Consider the following 20,345-nt stretch of genomic DNA (forward strand, 5'->3'; position numbering starts at 1 on the left):
AATGCGGAGTGAAAATACTATATTGCCAAATATCCGCGCAAGGGATAATCGTAAAAAATGTGATTTTCTTTAAAAAAAATGTTTTTTTGAATAAAAATGAATAAAGTCCCCCAAACTTAGTGGCGCAATGTATTTTTATGCAACTTGAAAATAGTACATACAGGAGGTGTGTAATTGACGAAAGAAAAGAAACGACTTCATTTTGGAGTTTTGTTCTCCGCAATAGATAATACGTGTCAATGCAAAATATGGGACGGGATAGTAGGGTTTGCAAAGCTGAATGATATACAACTGACAGCATATTTAGGTACTTACCAAACGCGCGAAGACGTGTTTATGCTACATTATGAGACTTGCTTTGAAGCAATCAGAAACAATAAAAGTTTAGACGGTTTAATTATATTCGCAGGATTTATCGCTGAAGATGTAGGGCTTGAAAAATTTCGTGAGTATTCAGCCAAAGTTCCCAAAGATTTACCTGTTATATCGGTTTCTTATTTGATGTCGGGCGTGCCTTCCATTCTTGTTAATAACGAAGACGGAATTTTTGCCGCTGTTCAGCATTTGATAGAAGTTCACGGAAAGAGAAAAATTGCCTTTGTAAAAGGACCCGACGGGCACCCCGAAGCGGAAGAGCGTTTACAGGGATACAAAAAGGCGCTTTCTGCAAACAACATTGAATTTGACGAGCGGTATGTTTTGCCCGGGCATTTTAGCCAAGCGACGGGGCAAGCGGCAATGGTGGAGTTGATAGATAATCGAGGACTTGACTTTGACGCTGTAGTGGCGAGCGATGACGAGACTGCGGTCGGCGTATTAAAAGAGCTTAACGACAGGCATATCTTGGTGCCGACAAACGTTTCGGTTACGGGATTTGACGACGACAGAGTAGCGGAATCGTCTATTCCGTCAATAAGTACGGCGCGTCAGCCGTTTTTTGAAATAGGTATGGCAAGCGCAAAAACGCTTTTCGATAAAATTAACGGCTTTACTCCCGATAATGTCAATTACGTCCCGCCTGTTTTTGTGCCGCGTCAGTCTTGCGGTTGTCTGGAACAGTCAATTATAGGGACTAAGGTGGAAATTAACGAAAGCGCAGATACAACCAACTCGCTTTACTCTTTTGTGTTGAGTAAATATATGACGCTTTTTAAGAATAACGCTTCGGGGCAAAATATTCATTCTTGGGCTACTGCTTTGGTCGAAAAAATTTCGCAAGCTTCATTTGACTCTAAAGTGTTTTTGCACCTTTTCAGCGATATTTTGATTTATTACGGACGCGAGTCGCGGGATTTCAGCCAGTGGTATGCGGCGTTGAATATTCTTTCGGACGGAGTTAAATTATACAAAGATAAATTGCCCGACGCAAACGCCGTAATTTTGGCGCTTAATTCCGCCGCAATGTTTATTCACGATATTCGCATAAAGGACGAAAAGGTACAGGATTTGGCAATGCTTGACGCTCAACAACTTTTGCGTCGGGTTACAAGTTCCATAGCCCTCAGCTTTTGCATAGAATCTCTGAATGACGAATTGGCGCGTTCGCTTCCCGAAATTTCTATAAATTCGGCGCTTATAGGTTTGTATCACAAGCCCGTAAAAAATTCTGATGTTGAAGGCGACAGGTCGATAGACATTTTAATAGGCTTTGATAAAACCAGAAGATTTAACATAAAGCAAAGCGGCAATCCCAGCGTATCTTTTTCGGAATGCACTTCCGACGAAAGGCTGTTGTTTGCAAGGGAGAGGCGAGCATTTTTCTTTATTCCGCTGTTTTTTGAAGACGAAGAACTCGGGGTTATGCTTTTGCCTTACGAAAGCCACCTTAATTCCGACGCATACGAGACCTTGCGCATAAGCGTTTCAACTGCCGTAAGGGGTGCGGAATTGCTTGCGAAAGTCCAAACGCTTTCCATAACCGACGAACTGACGGGACTTCTTAACAGACGCGGCTTCTTCCAGTTTGTGTATTCGCGGCTTCAGCATTTATACAGAAGAACGGAAATTATTCCGCTCGTATTGTTCTTGGATATGGACGGACTTAAATACATAAACGATAATTTCGGTCATAAAGAAGGCGACGTTGCAATTTCTGCTTTTGCGAGAATTTTGAAAGAGATGTTCAGAGAAGAAGATATTGTCGGACGATTGGGTGGCGACGAATTTGCAATATTCTCGTCCGTTAAATCAAGAGAAAACGCCGACCGTCTTGTTAATCGTCTGCGTGAAAAACTTGATGAATACAACTCTGAAAAACATCATTCGTATAACGTTATGGCAAGTGTGGGATGTGTTGCGTTGGACAGCGCGTCGAAAGAATGTTTTGAGGCTGCAATGCTCAGCGCCGATAATGTCTTATACGAAGAAAAAGCAAAAAAGAGGAAAAAGGGACTTTCGAGGCAATGAACGGCGAATTACAGCACGACCAAATAGATACTATCCGCCAGATGTTTGGTTATTTGCAGAAATACAAAGACACTGTTTTTGTGATAAAGACGGATGGGCGACTTCTTTCGCATCCGCTTTTTCCCGTTCTTATTCGCGACGTTGTGCTTTTGCATAATCTTGGTATAAAGGTGGTTATTATTCCGGGAACGCGCAAACGGATAGAAAAAATTCTGCAATCGTTTAACATAGACCTCCAAGAGCATAACGGCGTGCGAATTTCAAGTGAAGAGGCAATTCCTTTCATAAAAATGGCGGCGTTTGACGTTGCCAATCAAATAATGACGATGTTTGCGGAAAACGGCGCACATTCGGTTATCGGCGACTGGATAAGAGCGCGCGGAATGGGCGTGATTGACGGCGTTGATTATCAATACACAGGGCTCGTGGACAAGGTTGACAGCGACTCGGTTATGAAAATTCTCAATAACGGTATGATACCCATTTTTCCTAATATCGGCTGGGGATTGTCGGGGAAAGCGTATAATATTTCGTCGGACGAACTGGCGCTTAAAATAAGCGTTGCTTTGGGCGCGGAAAAACTGTTTTTTGCAACAGATTTCGGCGGCGTAGTAATAGACGGCTCTCCGATTTCGCAACTAACCGTAAAAGAAGCAAAGAAAGTTCTGGACGAGCGAAAAAATGCCAAAGTCGAAGAAGTAAACCTGAAGCGTAAAGAAACGAAACTTTTGCAGTTGTCATACGAGGCGGCGCAAAACGGCGTAAAGCGCGTACATATAGTAGGCGGACACAGCGACGGAATGCTCCTTAAAGAGATTTTCGGCAATATAGGGCAGGGAACAATGATTTACACCAACGAATACGACAATATCCGCAAGCTGACATATTCCGACATTCCCGAAATTTTACGAATAACTCGCCCGCTTGTAGAAAAAGGCATACTGATAGAGCGAACAAACGCCGACCTCGAAGAAATGATAGATAAATTTTACGGTTTTGAGGTCGATGGAATTTTGCACGCGTGTGCCGCGCTTGTTCCTTACGAAAAAGATTGGGTAGAAATAAGTTGCGTTGCGGTCGATAGCGTTTACAGCGGAATGGGTATAGGAAAAAAAATGGTATCTTTTCTGACGGCGCTTGCAAAATCGCAGGGCAAGAAACGCTGTTTTCTTTTAACGGTACAAACAAGCGATTGGTTTGAGGAATTGGGTTTTGTAGAGACCACCCCCGAAAATCTACCAAAAACAAAGCGTGAAACATATAACAGCAAAAGAAATTCGCGTATAATGGTTTTGAATTTGCGATGAATTTTTCCGTAATCATTCCTTTCAGAAACGAAAAAGAAAATCTCGATGGCTTACTGAAATCGCTTTCGGCGCAAATTACATCTGCAAAATACGAAATAATAATGATAGACGATTTTTCCGATGATGGCGGCGGGGAGGTTGTGCGGGAATATGTAGGGGCGGGGTCTGCCCGCCCAAATCAGAAACACCTGCAATTGGGCGGGCAGACCCCGCCCCTACGATTATTGCACCGAAAAGATTTCCCTAATAACCCAAACATTTCCTCCAAACAAAATGCGCTCGATATAGGGGCAAGTTTCGCGCAATATGAATACCTGCTTTTCACTGATGCGGATATGATTTTTGCAGAAAATTGGATTGAGAATTACAGAATTACCATTGAAGAGAACAAGGCTGATTTTGTTTTTGGGAGAACGGGGATTGTTTGTGATTGCGTAGGGGCAGGTTTGAAACCTGCCCTTACATATATTCTTGCTGTTATCCAGAAGGCGCAATTAGACTTTTTGTTTTCTCTTGCATTTATTTTCAACAAACTCAAGCTTGAAGGTTCGGCTATGGGCAACAATCTGGCAATATCTGCGGCGGCGTATAAAAAAATCGGCGGGCAAGCGGCGCTCGATTTTTCGCTTGTCGAAGATAAAAAATTGCTTTCTGCTGTAAAAAAAAGCGGATTTAAAGTTGTTTGCACAAAAAAATTTGAAGCGTTGGCGTACACGTTGCCTGTGCCGTTTAATAAATTTTTTCAGCAAACGCTTCGTTGGGTTAAGGGTGGTATTAAAGAAGACCCGATTTTAGCGGCACTTTTGATTGTTTTTGCTTTAGGCAATCTGCTGATTTTTCCATCTTTTATTTTGATATTGCTTCTGATGCCTGTTTTTTTGAAGCATAAAACAGGTGTAATTCATATATTCTTGCTTCCGTTTTTCTTTTTTATAGAGACAATCGCTCTAACATTTGGGCTGTTTTTTGTAAAATTGCGCTGGAAAGACAGGCAAATTTAGGCAAAAAATTCCCGCAAACTCAGAAAAATCTTGCTGAGAACTAAGTAAATTCGTAATCCATAATTTGCAATTCGCAACTAAACAGTGGTTTGGCACGCACATTGCATACCGATGGTGTAAAAAAAAGGAATTTTAATATAATCAGGAGGATTATTATGAGAATTAATCACAATTCACCTGCAACAGTCACACAGGGGGCTCTTGCTATTAACAATCGCGGGCTTGTCAAAAACTTGGAAAGATTATCGACAGGTTTAAGAGTAAACAGAGCAAGCGACGACGCGGCGGGTTTGGCAATTTCGGAAGGCTTGCGTACGCAAATTCGCGGTTCGCAACAAGCAAAAAGAAATGCCTTGGACGGTATCAGCGCACTCAACATTGCGGAAGGTGCGACAAACGAAATTTCGGCAATTCTTCAACGTCAGCGTGAGCTTGCAATTCAGGCGGCTACCGCTACTTACAGCAGTGTTGAACGCCAATATATGGAATTGGAATTCCAACAATTGACGTCGGAAATTCTCAGAATAAGCCGAGCGACAAACTTTAACGGAATGAAACTTTTGGACGTTGATAATCTTCAGCGTTTGGGCGGAGATCTGAATAAAGAATTGTGGATTGATGCAAACGATACGAGTGGTATAGACAGCATTAATATACCTCTTAACCCACTTGATATAACTCAATATCCCGGACACCCTAACTTTCAAAACGCCGCCAATCCCGGTGCTGCTAATGGTGTAAATGGACATTGGCAGACGTGGATAGACGCGTTGGCGACTGGTGCTGAACCTGACCTTAGTATGGACCTTACTCAAATTCCGCCTGTGCTGAATAACCAAGATTATTCTAATTACCTTGAAAGTTTGATGGGCTTTGCGGGGACGGTTGTAAATGCTGACTTTGCACAGCGGACAATTGGTACCCTTGACGAATTGATAAAACAGGTGAATGATTTGCGTGCAGACGTTGGTTCGTTTGTTAACCGTTTGGAAAGTACGGTGAATAACTTGGATATTTCTATTACCAACCAAGCGGCGGCGGAAAGCCAGATAAGAGACGCGGACTTTGCGCTTCAATCGTCGGAGTTCTCACGTTCTCAAATTCTTACACAGTCAGCGACGGCTATGCTTGCACAAGCAAACCAAGTCCCGCAGAACGTGTTGTCGTTGATAAGGTAATAGCGATATATTTATTATTTGTTTTGTGTAGGGGCAGGTTTCAAACCTGCCCTTACTTTATGCAAATTTATTTCATCGGATTATTTGGGCGATTTTATTTCATCGGATTATTTGGGCGATTTTATTTCATCGGATTATTTGGGCGGGTTATTTGGGCGGGTTTGAAACCCGCCCCTACGTTTTTTTATACGCGCTCGCGGATTATACCGCCAAAAACTACGCGGTTTTCGCAATAAACAACTGCGGATTGTCCGCGGGTTATGGCAAATTGCGGTTCTTCAAAAATAATTTTTACGCTTGTTTCGTCTGTTTTTTCTACTTTGCATTTTACGGGAGCCATTGTTGAGCGGATTTTTACGCTGAATTGGTGGCAATCTTCTAATTTTTCGAGAAAATTGCAGTCTTTTACGATACAACCGTTTGCATTAAGGTCGTTTCTGCTTCCGATAATTACGGTGTTGTTTTTGGGGTCTATTTCGCAAACAAATGCAGGTTCGCCAAGAGCAATTCCAAGTCCTTTTCGCTGTCCTACCGTATAGTTTTCTATGCCCGAATGTTCGCCTAAAATTCTGCCGTCAGTGTGGAGCATTTTACCAATTTGCGATTTAATTCCGTATTGAGAGAGCAGTGTTCTGTAATTTCCGTTGCTTACAAAGCATATATCTTGACTTTCTTGTTTTTGTGCGGTTGGAAGTCCTGCGCTTTCGGCGATTTTTCGCAGAGTTGGTTTTTCTATGTCGCAGACGGGGAAAAGAATGTCGGGTAAGTCGTCTTTTTTTATTCCCCATAAGAAATAACTTTGGTCTTTTAGTTTGTCGTCGGCTGTTTCCAAGTGAAAGCCCGCCTCGTCTTCTGTAATTTTTGCGTAATGTCCTGTGGCAATCTTGGAAAGTCCGAGTTCTTTTGCGCGGCTTAAGAGAGATTGAAATTTAAGAAAAGTATTACAACGAACGCAAGGATTTGGCGTTTGCCCGATTTTGTATTCTTCAACAAAGTTGTCGATTACATATTCTTTAAGCTCGTCTGCGTAATCGAAAACATAGTGCGGTATGCCTAATTTTGTGCATACTCTTTTTGCGTCCGCAACACTTCGCGGGTCGCAGCAACTTTTGGGATTGCCGTCCACATCCACAAGTCCAAAGCACATTGTTGCGCCTACGGGAGAGTATCCTTGCTCTTTCAGCAGTAATGCGGCGACACTGCTGTCCACTCCACCGCTCATTGCTATCATTACGTCTTTGTTGTTTTGCATATTTGCGTCAAAATCCTTTGTTTTTTATTCAAAAATACTATTTTTGCGTGGGAATATAGTATTTTGTTTGTGAAATTACAATAAAAAATGGAGGCGACCGTCGTAAATGTATGACGAAATTATTAATTCGCTGAATAAAGTGCAGAGAGAGGCGGTATTTTACGATGGCGGAAGCGAACTTGTTTTTGCGGGAGCGGGAACAGGAAAAACCAAGGTGCTCACCTCAAAAATAGCTTGGTTGCTTAAAGAAAAACATCTTTATCCAAACCAAATTTTTGCCGCAACTTTCACCAAAAAAGCCGCCAACGAAATGCGGGAGCGCGTCGCGCTTGCCATAGGGCAGAGCGTCGAAGGTATGTGGATTGGAACTTTTCACTCGCTTTGTTCCAAAATTTTGCATACCGAAGCGGCAAAAATCGGCTTTACTCGGAATTTTACCATATACGACACAAGCGACCAGCAAACGCTTCTGAAATCCGTTATGAAAGAGGCGGGCGCGGATGAAGCGCGTTATCCTGTCAAGTCTATGCTTTCGATTATTTCGTCGCACAAAAACAGATTTGAACTTCCCGAGGCGCTTTTTGCTAAACTTAACGCATATTCCGACAGAAAAATCGTGGAACTTTACGCGGGTTATCAAAACGCGCTCAAAAAAGCAAACGCTATGGATTACGACGACTTAATGCTTCAAACCCTTATGCTTTTTGACAGCGACAAAGAAACTTTGAAAAAATACCAAAATTACTTCAAATTTATACTTGTGGACGAATATCAGGATACAAATCACGTGCAATTTTTGCTTATACAGTTGCTTTCAGGTGGCAAAACTCCCGTTTTTGCGGTGGGGGACGACGACCAGTCGATATATAGTTGGCGAGGCGCGCAAATCGAAAATATTTTGAATTTCGAGCATCATTTTCCGAATGCAAAAAAGTTTAAGTTAGAGCAGAATTATCGTTCTACCGAGCAAATTCTGAACTTCGCAAACACTATGATTGGAGCAAGCGTAAAAAAACGTTCGGGAAAAGAGTTATGGACAAACAAAAAAGACGGAAGCAACGTTAAAGTCTATAATTATTCGAGCGATCTTATGGAAGCGCAACGGGTTTGCAACGAAATAGTTTCGGCGATTGCAAAAGGACACTCTCCAAGCGAAATTGCTGTTTTGTATCGCACAAACGCGCAGTCGCGACTTTTTGAACAGCATTTGCAGGGGAAAGCGCCATACGTGGTTGTCGGCGGAATGTCGTTTTACGAGCGAAAAGAAATCAAGGATATTCTGGCGTACCTTAAATTTTTGGTAAATCCGCAGGACGACGTATCGCTTTTGCGAATATTAAATGTTCCTGCGCGGGGGATAGGCGCGACAAGTCAGGAGAAAATTGTTGTGGCGGCGCGAGAAATCGGCGTTAGTTGCGGCGAGTTTATTGTTTCGGGAGGCGCGCAAACATTGCTTCGCGCAAAAGCGGCGGACGGCGTTAATGATTTGCGAAAAATTATAATAAATCTCCGCGAAAATATGGAAAAATTAAGCGCAAAAGACCTTATAACCGAAGTTTTGGAACAGACGAATTACATAAAAATTTTGCTTGAAGAAAAAACAGAAGAAGCAAACGACAGGGCGGAAAACGTAAAGGAATTGGTGAACGCCGTGTCTTTTTGGCAAATGAAAAACGAAGAGGGCAACATAGCCGATTTTATAGAAGAAATAACGCTTTCATCAGCGATTGACGAAGCGGAGGGGACTGCGGAAGCGGTTAATCTTATGACTTTCCATACTGCAAAGGGGCTTGAGTTCGACAAAGTGTTTCTGGTCGGAGTTGAAGACGATATTTTGCCGTCGGGAATGTCGCGCGACGACTCACAAAAGATGGACGAAGAATGCCGTCTTTTTTACGTCGGAATTACCCGTGCGCGAAAGGAACTAAACTGCTCTTTTGCGGCGCGCAGAATGCGTTTCGGCGGAATAAAACCGATGTATCCGTCGCCGTTTTTTACCAAAATTCCGAAAAATACTTACACAATGTTTAACTTGGCGAACGAATACGATATGGGCGGCTTTGGTAATAATTTTTCGTTTTCGCAAAGAAATAGCGCACCGAGCATTTCCAAAAATGTATTTTCTACTCCAAACACGCGAGCAACACCTGATTTTGTTGAAAAACGCGTTTATGTGGAAGACGAAAGTTTGGGATTTTCGGGCAGTGCAAAAAAATTGCGGGCAGGGACTATGGTGAGCCATACAAAATTTGGCGTCGGGAGAGTTTTGAGCATTACGGGCTTTGCCGAGGAAGAACGCGCAACAATTTTGTTTGACGGCGGAGTAAGAAAGCAACTTATGACAAGCATAGCCAAATTGGATATACTTTGAGAAAAAAAAGGAGTAATAAATGGGAAATGTAGATATTGCGGAAATCGAAAAAATAGCGCATATTGCACGCATAGAAATGAGCGACAAAGAAAAAGCGGATATGGCAAAGTCCGTAAACGAAGTGCTTGACTACTTGGAGCCGCTTAAAAAAGTAAATACCGACGGCGTAAAGCCAACAATGTATATGTCGGCGAACAGCGGTGTTTTTCGTGAAGATGTTGCGGGTATAGAATTTACTCAGGAAGAAGCTCTTGCAAATGCGCCCGTGCCGAAAAAAGGACATTTTGCGGTGCCGAAAGTGATAGGTTAAGTGAACGCGCGAGTGAAAACTCATATCCGAATAATATTTATTTGGGCTGTGGGACTTGCATTGCTTTGGACTTTTCTTTTTGTTAGAAACGGCAACATAACGCCGATTGGCGTAGTTGTTGTGCAAGCGGCAGAAGTCCAAGAATTTGTTTTTGACGACGAAATGCCGATTTTTGAGACGGATAAAAAAGAAGATGCGTCTAGTAGAGACGCGATGCTCGCGTCTCAAAATAATACGGTGCAGACGACAAAAAATGCGCAGTCAAGAACGCCGCGAACAGCGGAAAACGCACCCTTGGAGGTGAATATAAACACGGCGGGATTGAACGAATTGACGAAACTTACAGGGATTGGTCCCGCAATGGCGCAGAGAATTATTGATTATAGAAACGAACACGGAAAATTTGAGAAAATCGAAGATATAAAGAAAGTGCGCGGAATAGGTGAAGCACGATTTAATGCAATGAAGGACTTTTTAAGGTTGTAGGAGCAGGAGCAAAGATTGTGAAAATTTACGGAATTTACATCGGTTATGATTATATAACGATTGCTTCAAGAAGCGGTGCGGCGCAGTCTGTTGCACCATTGATTATTTGCCGGCTCAACCGAAATGAGGACAGATACGCGCAAGTATCAAAGGCATTTGGCGATATTATTAAGCAAAAAAGACGTTTGGCTAAAAAGGGGGCGTGCGCGGCGGTGCTTTCGTTTGAAAGTCCCGAAAATGTGTGCTTTACGACCCTTGCTTCACACGAAATTCCCGACATTACCGAAATGATGAGCTGGGAAATGTTTATACGAACGGGCGAGGCGGTTAGAGATTACAACATATCGTCTTTTCATACATACCAAGACACGTATTTTGTTGCGGGCTCCAAAATAAAAGACATAGATTTTTATACTAAACAAGTCGCTCGGCTCGGCTTAAAAGTCTCCGCAATTCAGCCGCCTGTAGCCGCGGTCTTAAATGCTTTCAGTATGAATTATAAAGCGGAAGAGCAAATGCTTATCGCTTCTTTGAGCAGAAATCAAATGACTTTCGCTTATCTTGAAAACGGAAAATTGAAGCATATTATGGAAAATTCGCTACATTCGGAGCAATCGATTACATCGAAAGAAATAATGAAAGCACGTGCAGAAATCAGCGAAATACACGGCTTAACGGCGGAAACTCCGCTTTATATCACGGGCGACTTGCTTGCCGACAAAGAATACGGAAAAATTATAGCGGGTGATATTGAAGAATGTATAATGCTTAACCCGTTTAATCGCGTAAGCGTTCCTGATACGGACGACAAGGAATTATTAAATAAACATTCTTTTGCGTTTTGTGCGGCGGTTTCACTTTCAATGGATAAGGTGTAGATTATGATTGATATGAATTTGGCAAATTCCCCCTCGTATATTGTGGGGGCTTATCCGAAAGGAAAAGTAAAAAGGGGAGCGGGAATTATTTTTTTGATTGTCGCGCTTATACTTATTCCTCTTGGTTCGGTGATTTTGGTCAGCTATATATTTGGTTTTGATATTGACTTCGGGACAAACAAAGAGTTTGCGGTGCAGGAAGACCAACGTTATTCGGAAGCGGCAAAACAAATATACAAAAATATTGCGAAAAATATAATGGGTACTCCCGAAGTTGCAGTTGCACCGCAAGCAGTTGTCGCGCAATTACCTGTAAATTTAGAAATAAACAAAGAAAATATGTCTCAGTTTGAGCGAATGAATTACGAGGTAAAATTTACGTCTCTTCTTCTCGAAGAATTTACTCGGCTTGTGCCTAACGGGATAACCTTTAATACTATACGGATTTTTAATTTTGAAAGCGTAATTGCCGAAGGAACTTCACCTAATCAGGCGCTTGTGTCAAGATTTTTGGCAGAGTTCAGGGCAAATACCGATGAATGGGAATTGAAAGCTCGTCCACAAACAAATATTCGTGCTGTCGGCGACTTTTTTGATTTCCGTTTGGAAGCGAATTTTACTCCTGCGCCCTTAAAAATTATCCAAAACCCTATAGACCCCGACGCTATTCCGACCCGTTTGCAATTAGATGATGTTAAAAACAGAGTTGTTCGCTTGGCTCGTTCGTCGGGTTTGCAGGTGCCGCAGGGACTTGTTCTTGCATCGAGTGTAAATGAACCAAACCGAAGAGAATTTTCGTATAATCTTAATTTTAACGGCAGTTTTCAGCAGACGAAGAATTTTATACAGGCGCTTTCTCTTATGAGAGAGTCAATCCGCACCCAAAATCTGACGCTTACAAATACGCCGCAAGGTAGCGTTCAAGGCACTGCTCAGATAATTATAAGCGTAAAGTGAGACGGCTGAATGGTACTGTCTGTAAGCGGCGGGAAATACAAGCGCACACAAATAAAAATCCCCGATAATTTAAGCGATTTTCGTCCGACAAAGGCGATAACTCGCGAGGCAATCTGCAATATTCTGCAAGGAAAAATTGCAGGAAGCACGGTTTTGGAACTTTGTGCGGGAAGCGCCGTTTTTTCTATGGAAATGATAAGTCGGGGAGCGTTGAACGCCAAAGCAATCGAAAAAAATGCCGCGCTTTGCGAATTTGTTCAAAAGCAAACAAAAAAATACCAATGGAGTGAGCAATTAGAAATTTTAAGCGGCGACGCAACGGATTTTGCGCGAGGAGCGAATAAAAAATTCGACATAATCTATTTTGACCCGCCGTATTACAAGGACGAACTTAATGCGCTGACAAAGGAACTGCCCACTCTTCTTAATGATGGCGGAACTTTGATTTTTGAATTTGCGACGGACGATAGTTTTGCATTCCAGATTGCGACTGAAATGAACGGCAATATTCGCAAATACGGAAAAACGACGGTTTTGTTGCTTACAAAATAGCTACAACGGCATATTCTTTAGCTTTTGGAAATTTTTCACTCCAAACTTCTGTTTGTCGGACAAATTCATCAACCTGCTCTTTTGCTGAGCCGATTAAATCTTCGCCTCTGTCGATAATCGCTTGTAATTCGTTGAGCGACAAGCCTAAAGGACTTTCTGCAAGACGTTCGAGTAAATTGTTTTTGGAGATTTTTCCGTTTCGCAAATTGCGAACAACTGCGACCGCGTTTTCTTTTATTATTTCGTGCGCAAGTTCTCTGCCAATGCCTTTTTTCACGCTTTCCATAAGTATTGTGGTAGTCGAGAGGAACGGGAAATAATACTCGTTTTCACGCTGAATTACGGCTTCAAAGACTTCCATTTGGTCTAAAATGCTCAAAAATGTCTCGAAAAGTCCGTCAGTTGCAAAAAATGCGTCGGGCAACGCTACTCTGCGAACTACGCTGCACGAAACATCGCCCTCGTTCCACTGATTGCCCGAAAGTCCCGAAAGCATTGCGACATATCCCGACAAAATTATGCGAAAACCATTTACGCGCTCGCACGAACGACTGTTCATTTTGTGCGGCATTGCACTGCTTCCGACTTGACCTTTTACAAAGCCTTCGGCAGCGGTATCAGCTCCTGCCATTATGCGCAAAGTCGTGCAAAAACTGCCTGCGCCTGCCGTTAAATTGTAAAGGGAGGCGGCGACTTCGTAATCCGACATTCTCGGGTAAACTTGTCCTACAGCGTTCATTGTTTTGGAAATACCTAAATGCTTTACTATTAAATTTTCGAGTTCTGCGACTTTATTTTTATCGCCGTTAAAAAGCGTTATCAGGTCTAATTGCGTTCCGACCGCGCCTTTTATTCCGCGAACTGCGTAATTTTCTATAAGCCTGTCCAAACTTTCAATACCCATTAGTAGTTCTTCGCCGAACATTGCAATTCGTTTTCCCAAAGTTGTAGGTTGCGCGGCTACGTTGTGTGTTCTTGCGGTGATTATCAAATCTTGGTATTCTTTTGCTCGCTCGCTCATTTTAATCAGTGCGCAAATCGCTTTTTCCCTTATAATTTTAAGAGACTCAAAAATTTGAAGTTGCTCTACGTTTTCGGTTAAATCGCGGCTGGTCATTCCTTTGTGGATGTGTTCAAAACCCGCCAAGTCGCAAAATTCTTCTATTCTTGCTTTAACATCGTGCTTGTTAATTCTTTCGCGGTCGGCTATATTTTGCAAATTAACGTTTTCTTTCACTTTTTCGTACGCCTCAATCGCCTCCGCAGGAATATTCAAACCCAATTCTTTCTGCGCTTTTATAACGGCTATCCACAATTCGCGTTCCTTTATTACTTTGCCTTCACCCGACCAAATCTTTTTTATTTGCTCGGCGGCGTATCTTTTCGCCAAAACGTTCTCTATTTTGCTCATAGTTTTCCTCTTTTTACAACATTTTAACGTAAAAATACAATATTTCACATTCGACAAACGGGAATTTATTATTTTTGCGCGATGGTTTGCCGATTTTTTTTAATGTGTTGAGGTAAAACGAGAAATGTTTATAGAATTTCTTTTACAGATTTTGGAAATGCCGCTTTTGAGAAGCCGACTTTTTGCGGCAAGTTGCGCGCTTGTATTGTCGTTTGTTTTGGGAGTACTTTTATTTCCACCGTTAATTAAATTTTTGCGCAAAAAGGATTTTTCCGCCGAGCTCGAGAAAAGCAAATCGCAACCCGTTCAACCTGCGGGCATACTTTTTGCTGTCGTAATTCTTTCGGTATCTTTTATAACCGCACGCTTTAACGCGTTTGTTGTGTCAGCTCTTTTAATTTATGTATTATACGCGCTCATCGGATTTATCGATGACATTGTAAAGGTTAAAAGCAAGAAAAAAATTGAAGCGGGAAAGATGGAAAAAAAGTCGTATATCTATAAAGCAGACGGGATTTCAGCGAGTATTCGGCTCGGACTTTACTTGTTTTTCGCGTTTTGGGTTTCTATAATCGCCTATCATTTTGTCCCGGGAATTAACGAGAATATAACCATTCCTTTTGTTGCTACAAACAGAATTACCGTTGATTTGCCGTTTTGGATTTACGTACTTATAACGACTTTCGGCATAGCAGTTGTAGCAAATGGCGTAAATTTCACCGACGGCATAGACACGCTTGCCACGGTTCCGCTTATAACTAATTTTATATTTCTGGCGCTTGTCGCCTACATTACATCTCGTCCCGACTGGAGCGCATACCTGCTTATTCCGTTTGCAAGCGGCACAAACGAGGTAATTCCCGTTATAGGAGCGGCGATTGGCGTTTTAATAGCATATTTGTGGTTCAATTCGCCTCCGTCTTCCATAATTATGGGCGACAGCGGCTCTATTGGGCTTGGCGGGCTTTTAGGCGCGCTTTTTGTCTTGCTTAAAGTAGAATTTTTTATACCGATTGTGGCGTTTATTTTCATAGGAGAATTCGCGTCGTCGTTCATACAAATGTTTTACTTCAAGATTTCAAAAGGCAAACGTTTGTTTAAGCGCGCGCCGTTTCATCATCATCTTCAATATTCAATGCGTGAAAAAAAATGTTTTTGCAAGATTGACGATGTCAAAGCGCAATTTAAAGACGACGAGACTTTGAGCGATGAAACAGTGGCAAAAATCGCAAGAAATTGGCAAAATAAAGACATAAATTCCAAAATAACTTGGTGGTTTCATATAACCTCGTTTGTTCTTTTGGTTATAACAATCGCTCTCTACGTAAAGGTGCGCTAAAATGGTTACCGACATAAAAAGCAACTATACCTCTCCGGCAGGCAAAGAATTTACGCTTGTGGCAGGGCGTTTTGCAGGGGTTTCGCCCGCAAGCAAGGTTTTGGATATAGGTTGCGGCTACGGCGACGGCGTTTGTAATATTGTTTCGGAATTTCGCTGTAAAGCAACGGGTATCGATATAAACAAAGACAACATAAAAATTGCCCAGAGCGCCGCCGAACAAAGACGAATAAGCCACTTAATCACCTTCAAGACAGGCGACATACTGAAAGAGCCGCATTTCGACAAAAATTTCGATTTGGTGCTTGCCGAGGGCGGTGTTTTAACTATGCTTGAACGTCAGAAAAGTATAGAAATGATAAGCGATTTGCTCGCATTTCGCGGCTGGCTTGCCTTTTCGGACTTAATTCTTCTCTGCGACAAAGAAAAAATTCCGCCCGAAATTCTGCACATATACGACAACGAAAGATTTAACTACGAAACAGAGTCGGGCTACCGAAAACTCCTGAAATCCGCCGGCTATGACATTCACCTGATGACCCTTGTCCCTCAAAGCGGTTGGGACAACTACTACGCCCACATGGCGCGCCGCTTGGAAGACCAAACAGGCTTCTTCGCCGACAAACAAGTGAAGACATTCTTCCATCGGGAAATGGATATTTTCTACCGCTTGGAAGCGTTTAAGTATGTCGGTTATTTGTTCGGTTTGGTCAGGAAGTCGTCTTAAGTTTTTTCTGCCTTAAAAATTCTCAGCTATTTATCGCTTCAACACGCAACGTCAGATTATCAAACGAAATATGTGAATTTTCGAGTATTGTCGCATTGATTTTTCTTACGCTTTGCGGAGGAAGCCAAAGCAGGTTTTCGCTGAACTTTATCGGATAAAACAATTCACCGTTTTCCGTCATAAAATCTAATTGAATAGCGGCGGCGAAGTGATTTTCCGTATTTAGAACCGTGATTTCGGCATTTCTTCCGTCTTTTTTCAGTACGGTTTTCAATGACGTTTTTGGCATAGTTAAAATCGGCGAAAAGTCGGCATATTTTGTTTGTGGTCGATAATACCAACATTCTCGCGTATGCTCCTGAACAAATTCGTCTCTCTTTTTGCTTAACCAATAGGTATTTGTTTGCGTTTTGTAGTCTAAGTGCAAAATGAAAAAGTCTTCGTTGATTTTATCGAATTGCACAGTCGAAATTTTTGTTCTTTGTCCGCTTTCAAGTTTTATTTTGCGACTTTCTTCGTAAATGACATCACTCGTTTTGTTGTAGAGTGTTATATCCAATGAAAATTCGCTTGTTTTTTGCGAAAAATTTACTGCCCAAATCGAATTATCGTCGTAAGAATATTGGCAGTGAACTTGCTCGCAAGCCTTTTGCGCGCCGTAAAACCCGCCTGTGGGAACTAAGTAATAGTCGTAAAGTTGCCAAAAATTCTTTCCCCAGCTTGAATTAAGCATCCAACCGATAACTCCCGTTCCGTCGGGAAAATTTCGACCATACGCTTCATACATCGCCCGCCAACATTCGTAGCCCATAATTTGTCCGACTTGCAAGAATTTTTTGAAATCCTTGCGAGAAACACCATAGCGTTTTTCAAGACCGTTATTTGTCGTTTCACTATCTTCAAAACACGAAACTCCGCAATGAAAATTCCAAGATGGCGAACCGACAAAACGTTCGTTTTCGGGCAAATATTTTATTGCAGACTCGTATCGGGGAAGCGATGCGTCGGGGCAAGTTTCGGCATTAAACGAATGTGCCGCTCCGTTCATATTATCGTCATACCAATAAGCAGGCGGAACAAAGCCGTAAGGACCGCTCATTTTCATTCCGCTTTCACCCGTAATTGCCGACGGAAATTTGGCGGCAGACGAAACGCTGACGAGATTAGGAGCGTATTTACTTAACACGGCAAGGTAAATTTTTTCGACTTTCGGCACGGGCGGAAAATCACTTCCGTAAAACCAAACTGCCAACGACGGATGATTTCGCAAACGCAAAAGCTGTGATTTAAGCGATTCTTCGGCTATGTGGTAATCTTCGGGCATCCATTTGTCCCACTTTTCCCAATGCGTGCAACAAGACCAACCCGCAAGTACCAAAATCCCCTTTTCGTCGCACAGATTAAAGAGATTGTCGCTTCCTAAAAATCCCTCAAATCTGACAGCATTGAAATTCATTGCTTTTATGTAATCGGTTTCAATGTTTTCTTTTTGAAAGTCTTGTCGAAGCAAAATATCAGGTGCGTAAGCTGCTCCGCGAATAAGAACTTTTTGTTTATTTACCCAAATTTCACGTGCGCCGAATTCGTTTATTTTGCTTTCTATTTTACGGTACGCGTATCGGACATTTGCCGTCTCTATCTCTCTGCAGTTTTCGTCGGTAAGTGCAACAAAAAGCGAGTATAAGCGTTGCTCTCCCATATCGTGCGGAAACCACAGCGCGAAATTTTTATCAAAAAGCACGCCTTTTTCCACGATTAGTTCTTCGTCGTGTTTTTCGATATTTACGCCAAATTCTATAAATTGTCCTTCGTCGAGCATAATTTTTAGTTTTCCGACAAATTTTTCGTCGGTGTTATTTACCAATCTGCACGAAAAATTTACGTCCGCCATTTTTAAGTCGCCCGATAAAACAGGGTCGACAAAAAGTTCCTTTATTGCGATTTTTCCTGTGGAATAGAGTTCTACTCTCTGCCACAAGCCTGCGCCGTCGTCAGGTGGAGTGGGCGACCAATCAACAAAGGTAAGTCCCAGCTCGTCGTGGCGTTGAGCCGTGATTTTTACGGCGACGATATTCTTATTATATCGGCGAACCCATTTTGTTATGTCGAAATCGTATTGTCTGTATGAGCCTGCACAACCTGTTTCGGTTGCTATTCGCTTTCCGTTTATCCAAATTTCTGCGCGAAAATTTATTCCGTGAAACTTAATCCACCAACGATTATCTGTGTTTTTGTCGTCTGTTTCAAATTCGGTACGATACCAAGTCGGTAATTTATACGGCGAATTTTCGGGCATTGCGTGCCAAGAAAAATGACTTTTTGCCTCCGTTTTGAAGCCGTTCAAATTAAACATATTTTTACCAAAATATATATCTTCGATTTTTTTTGCCTCATAAAGCGAGCCGACAACCGACATCGGTATTGTTGTATTGACCCAATCACTTGTTATCTCAAAGTTCTCGCTTGAAATAATATCGCCGAACAAGTTTTCGTTGCTCGGCGTAAGTATTTTCCAATTTGTCAGTGGTGTCATCATAATTTATATGCTACCAAGCAAAGTCATCCCAACCGCTACCTGTTTGAGAAGCGTCCGCATCAAACGTATCGTCCGCTTCGGGCACAAAAATCGGCGCTGTTGCAGGTGTTGATACTGTAACCACTGTCGGTGTTGTCGGTGCAGTCTCCGCGGCAGGGGTCGGGGTTGGTGCTGGTGCAGGTGTATAAGTTGACGGCGGGATTGTCGTTATGGTAGGCTCAAAGTCAAAAGAGCCAAGTCCGCTACCACCCATTCCGACGTGGTCGTTTGAGCGATTATCAACCCAAAAATCATAGCCGAGCGGTCTCAATACCGTTTCTCCGAAATTATTTGCTTCGCTAACACGAGCAAATCCACCTATACGAACTCTGAAAAATGTACCTATCAATGAAGTTGTGGGGTTTTCGACGCGCGCTACATAAGCAGGATAACCCATTCTTTCAAATCTTTGTGCTATGCTGTTTGCCAAATCGGGATTTGCAACAGTTGAAACCTGCACAACGTATCTTCCTGTCGGCGAGAATGTGAAATTTCTTTCGGGCTGTCTCGGGGGCTCGGGGGCGATAACTCGTTGCGCGGGCGGCGGAGTAGTTGCCTGTTGAACGGGCGCTACGTCAAAAAATTCGTTAAAAAGAGCGTCCGCTCCTCTGGTGTCGCCTCTTTGTTCTGCCGCCGGTGTCGGTGGCGGTGGGATTGCGTCTCTTCTGTTGTTTCTGTTGTTGCCGTCAAACAATCCGCAACCTGCTAATGCAAGCGTTAACGCTCCTGCCGATAATAAACGCGTAATAACCATATATTTTCCTCCAAAACTTAATTTCTGCCTATAAAATATTTTTTTTCGCAACCAAAGTGTTAGTTTTTTTTCACAAAACACCTTTTGTTGACGGAATTTCATTTTTTGCTCTTTCGTCGATACTTGCCGCAAGGCGTAAAGAGCGTCCCAATGCCTTAAAAATTGCCTCGACTGCGTGATGGCTGTTTCGGCTTCGCAAGATGTCCAGATGAAGGGTTGCGCCGCAAAAATCGCAGAACCCTTTCAAAAAATCATAGACCAAATCCACCTCGAATGAATTTATTATTCTGTCGCGCAGGTTCTCTTCGTAAATCAGATTGCTACGCCCGCTCAAGTCAATTACCGCGCGCACCAAGGTTTCGTCCATCGGAATATACACCGAAGAATAGCGCATAATTCCGCGTTTTTCGCTCAATGCTTCCTTAAACGCCTGACCGAGTGCAATGCCGATGTCTTCAGCGCTGTGGTGAAAATCAACCTCAATATCGCCGTCGCATTTTAAGTCCAAGTCAAAAAGCCCGTGCTTGGTAAAAAGCGTGAGCAGGTGGTCGAAAACTCCGTTTCCGCTTTTGCAGATACCTGTGCCGCTACCGTCTAAATTCAACGTTATCTTTATGTCGGTTTCTTTGGTCTTTCTTTCGATTGTCGCTGTTCTCGTCATTTTTTATCCTCTCCGGTTTTTTATTCTTCGTAAAAGTCGCCGTGCGCTTTGCTGTAATATTCTGTTATTTCATCGCTCAGGAGCAAGCAATTTTTCTCTATTTCGTTATTCGACAAAAGAACGTGCACATACAACAACAACGCAAAAAGTATTCCTATAACTACCCCGACTATCAACATA

General features: G+C 42.5%; 17 protein-coding genes and 1 pseudogene. 12 read left to right on the forward strand and 6 right to left on the reverse strand.

Annotated features, from left to right (window positions below; all coding sequences use genetic code 11):
- Window positions 1–174 precede the first annotated feature (174 nt).
- From FWE23_02025 to FWE23_02040, 4 genes are all read left to right on the forward strand, one after another.
- Window positions 175–2,406: a GGDEF domain-containing protein gene (locus tag FWE23_02025; GenBank protein MCL2844216.1), complete on the forward strand. Its 2,232-nt coding sequence runs from the start codon at window positions 175–177 to the stop codon at window positions 2,404–2,406.
- Window positions 2,403–3,713 carry an amino-acid N-acetyltransferase gene (gene argA, locus FWE23_02030; protein ID MCL2844217.1) on the forward strand — a complete coding sequence of 437 codons (1,311 nt, stop codon included), beginning with the start codon at window positions 2,403–2,405 and terminating at the stop codon, window positions 3,711–3,713. Before FWE23_02025 ends, argA begins: the two co-directional genes overlap by 4 nt.
- A complete protein-coding gene (locus tag FWE23_02035) occupies window positions 3,710–4,714 on the forward strand; it encodes a glycosyltransferase (GenBank protein MCL2844218.1) in 1,005 nt (334 codons plus the stop codon). The genes argA and FWE23_02035 overlap by 4 nt, the downstream gene beginning before the upstream one ends.
- Window positions 4,715–4,869: 155 nt before the next feature.
- Window positions 4,870–5,892: a flagellin gene (locus FWE23_02040; GenBank protein MCL2844219.1), complete on the forward strand. Its 1,023-nt coding sequence runs from the start codon at window positions 4,870–4,872 to the stop codon at window positions 5,890–5,892.
- A gap of 184 nt (window positions 5,893–6,076) precedes the next feature.
- Here FWE23_02040 and mnmA read toward each other — a convergent pair whose 3' ends face one another.
- Window positions 6,077–7,144, reverse strand: a complete 1,068-nt coding sequence (mnmA, locus tag FWE23_02045; GenBank protein MCL2844220.1) for a tRNA 2-thiouridine(34) synthase MnmA — start codon at window positions 7,142–7,144, stop codon at window positions 6,077–6,079.
- A gap of 106 nt (window positions 7,145–7,250) precedes the next feature.
- On the opposite strand from mnmA, the gene FWE23_02050 reads away from it, so the two are divergent.
- The 6 genes and pseudogenes from FWE23_02050 (at window position 7,251) to FWE23_02075 (ending at window position 12,698) form a co-directional block, all read left to right on the forward strand.
- Entirely contained in the window at window positions 7,251–9,515 is a 2,265-nt protein-coding gene (locus tag FWE23_02050) for a UvrD-helicase domain-containing protein (GenBank protein ID MCL2844221.1), read from the forward strand.
- A gap of 19 nt (window positions 9,516–9,534) precedes the next feature.
- Complete coding sequence (gatC, locus tag FWE23_02055; GenBank protein MCL2844222.1) at window positions 9,535–9,825, forward strand: Asp-tRNA(Asn)/Glu-tRNA(Gln) amidotransferase subunit GatC; 291 nt, start codon at window positions 9,535–9,537, stop codon at window positions 9,823–9,825.
- Window positions 9,826–10,125: 300 nt separating this feature from the next.
- A pseudogene (locus tag FWE23_02060) lies at window positions 10,126–10,311 on the forward strand (helix-hairpin-helix domain-containing protein).
- A 17-nt stretch (window positions 10,312–10,328) separates the two neighbouring features.
- Window positions 10,329–11,189, forward strand: coding sequence for a hypothetical protein (locus FWE23_02065; protein ID MCL2844223.1), 861 nt, complete (start codon window positions 10,329–10,331; stop codon window positions 11,187–11,189).
- A 3-nt stretch (window positions 11,190–11,192) separates the two neighbouring features.
- Window positions 11,193–12,146: a hypothetical protein gene (locus tag FWE23_02070; GenBank protein MCL2844224.1), complete on the forward strand. Its 954-nt coding sequence runs from the start codon at window positions 11,193–11,195 to the stop codon at window positions 12,144–12,146.
- Between the two features lie 9 nt (window positions 12,147–12,155).
- Window positions 12,156–12,698: an RsmD family RNA methyltransferase gene (locus FWE23_02075; protein ID MCL2844225.1), complete on the forward strand. Its 543-nt coding sequence runs from the start codon at window positions 12,156–12,158 to the stop codon at window positions 12,696–12,698.
- Here FWE23_02075 and purB read toward each other — a convergent pair.
- Window positions 12,688–14,109, reverse strand: a complete 1,422-nt coding sequence (gene purB, locus FWE23_02080; GenBank protein ID MCL2844226.1) for an adenylosuccinate lyase — start codon at window positions 14,107–14,109, stop codon at window positions 12,688–12,690. The genes FWE23_02075 and purB overlap by 11 nt on opposite strands.
- Window positions 14,110–14,233: 124 nt before the next feature.
- Here purB and FWE23_02085 point away from each other — a divergent pair, with 124 nt between their 5' ends.
- Both FWE23_02085 and FWE23_02090 read left to right on the forward strand, forming a co-directional pair.
- Window positions 14,234–15,448, forward strand: coding sequence for a hypothetical protein (locus tag FWE23_02085; protein MCL2844227.1), 1,215 nt, complete (start codon window positions 14,234–14,236; stop codon window positions 15,446–15,448).
- 1 nt (window position 15,449) lies between these two features.
- Entirely contained in the window at window positions 15,450–16,175 is a 726-nt protein-coding gene (locus FWE23_02090; GenBank protein ID MCL2844228.1) for a methyltransferase domain-containing protein, read from the forward strand.
- A gap of 22 nt (window positions 16,176–16,197) precedes the next feature.
- Here FWE23_02090 and FWE23_02095 read toward each other — a convergent pair whose 3' ends face one another.
- The 4 genes from FWE23_02095 to FWE23_02110 all read right to left on the reverse strand — a co-directional run bounded on the left by FWE23_02095 (window position 16,198) and on the right by FWE23_02110 (window position 20,344).
- Window positions 16,198–18,711 (reverse strand): beta galactosidase jelly roll domain-containing protein, encoded by a 2,514-nt coding sequence (locus FWE23_02095; GenBank protein MCL2844229.1) that lies wholly within the window; start codon window positions 18,709–18,711, stop codon window positions 16,198–16,200.
- A gap of 10 nt (window positions 18,712–18,721) precedes the next feature.
- The gene (locus FWE23_02100) at window positions 18,722–19,504 is read right to left on the reverse strand and encodes an SPOR domain-containing protein (GenBank protein ID MCL2844230.1); all 783 of its coding nucleotides are present in this window, start codon (window positions 19,502–19,504) and stop codon (window positions 18,722–18,724) included.
- Between the two features lie 70 nt (window positions 19,505–19,574).
- A complete protein-coding gene (hisB, locus tag FWE23_02105) occupies window positions 19,575–20,165 on the reverse strand; it encodes an imidazoleglycerol-phosphate dehydratase HisB (protein ID MCL2844231.1) in 591 nt (196 codons plus the stop codon).
- Between the two features lie 20 nt (window positions 20,166–20,185).
- The gene (locus FWE23_02110; protein MCL2844232.1) at window positions 20,186–20,344 is read right to left on the reverse strand and encodes a hypothetical protein; all 159 of its coding nucleotides are present in this window, start codon (window positions 20,342–20,344) and stop codon (window positions 20,186–20,188) included.
- Between the last annotated feature and the right edge of the window lies 1 nt (window position 20,345).

This window comes from Chitinivibrionia bacterium (assembly GCA_009779925.1).
Taxonomy (GTDB): Bacteria; Fibrobacterota; Chitinivibrionia; order Chitinivibrionales; family Chitinivibrionaceae; genus WRFX01.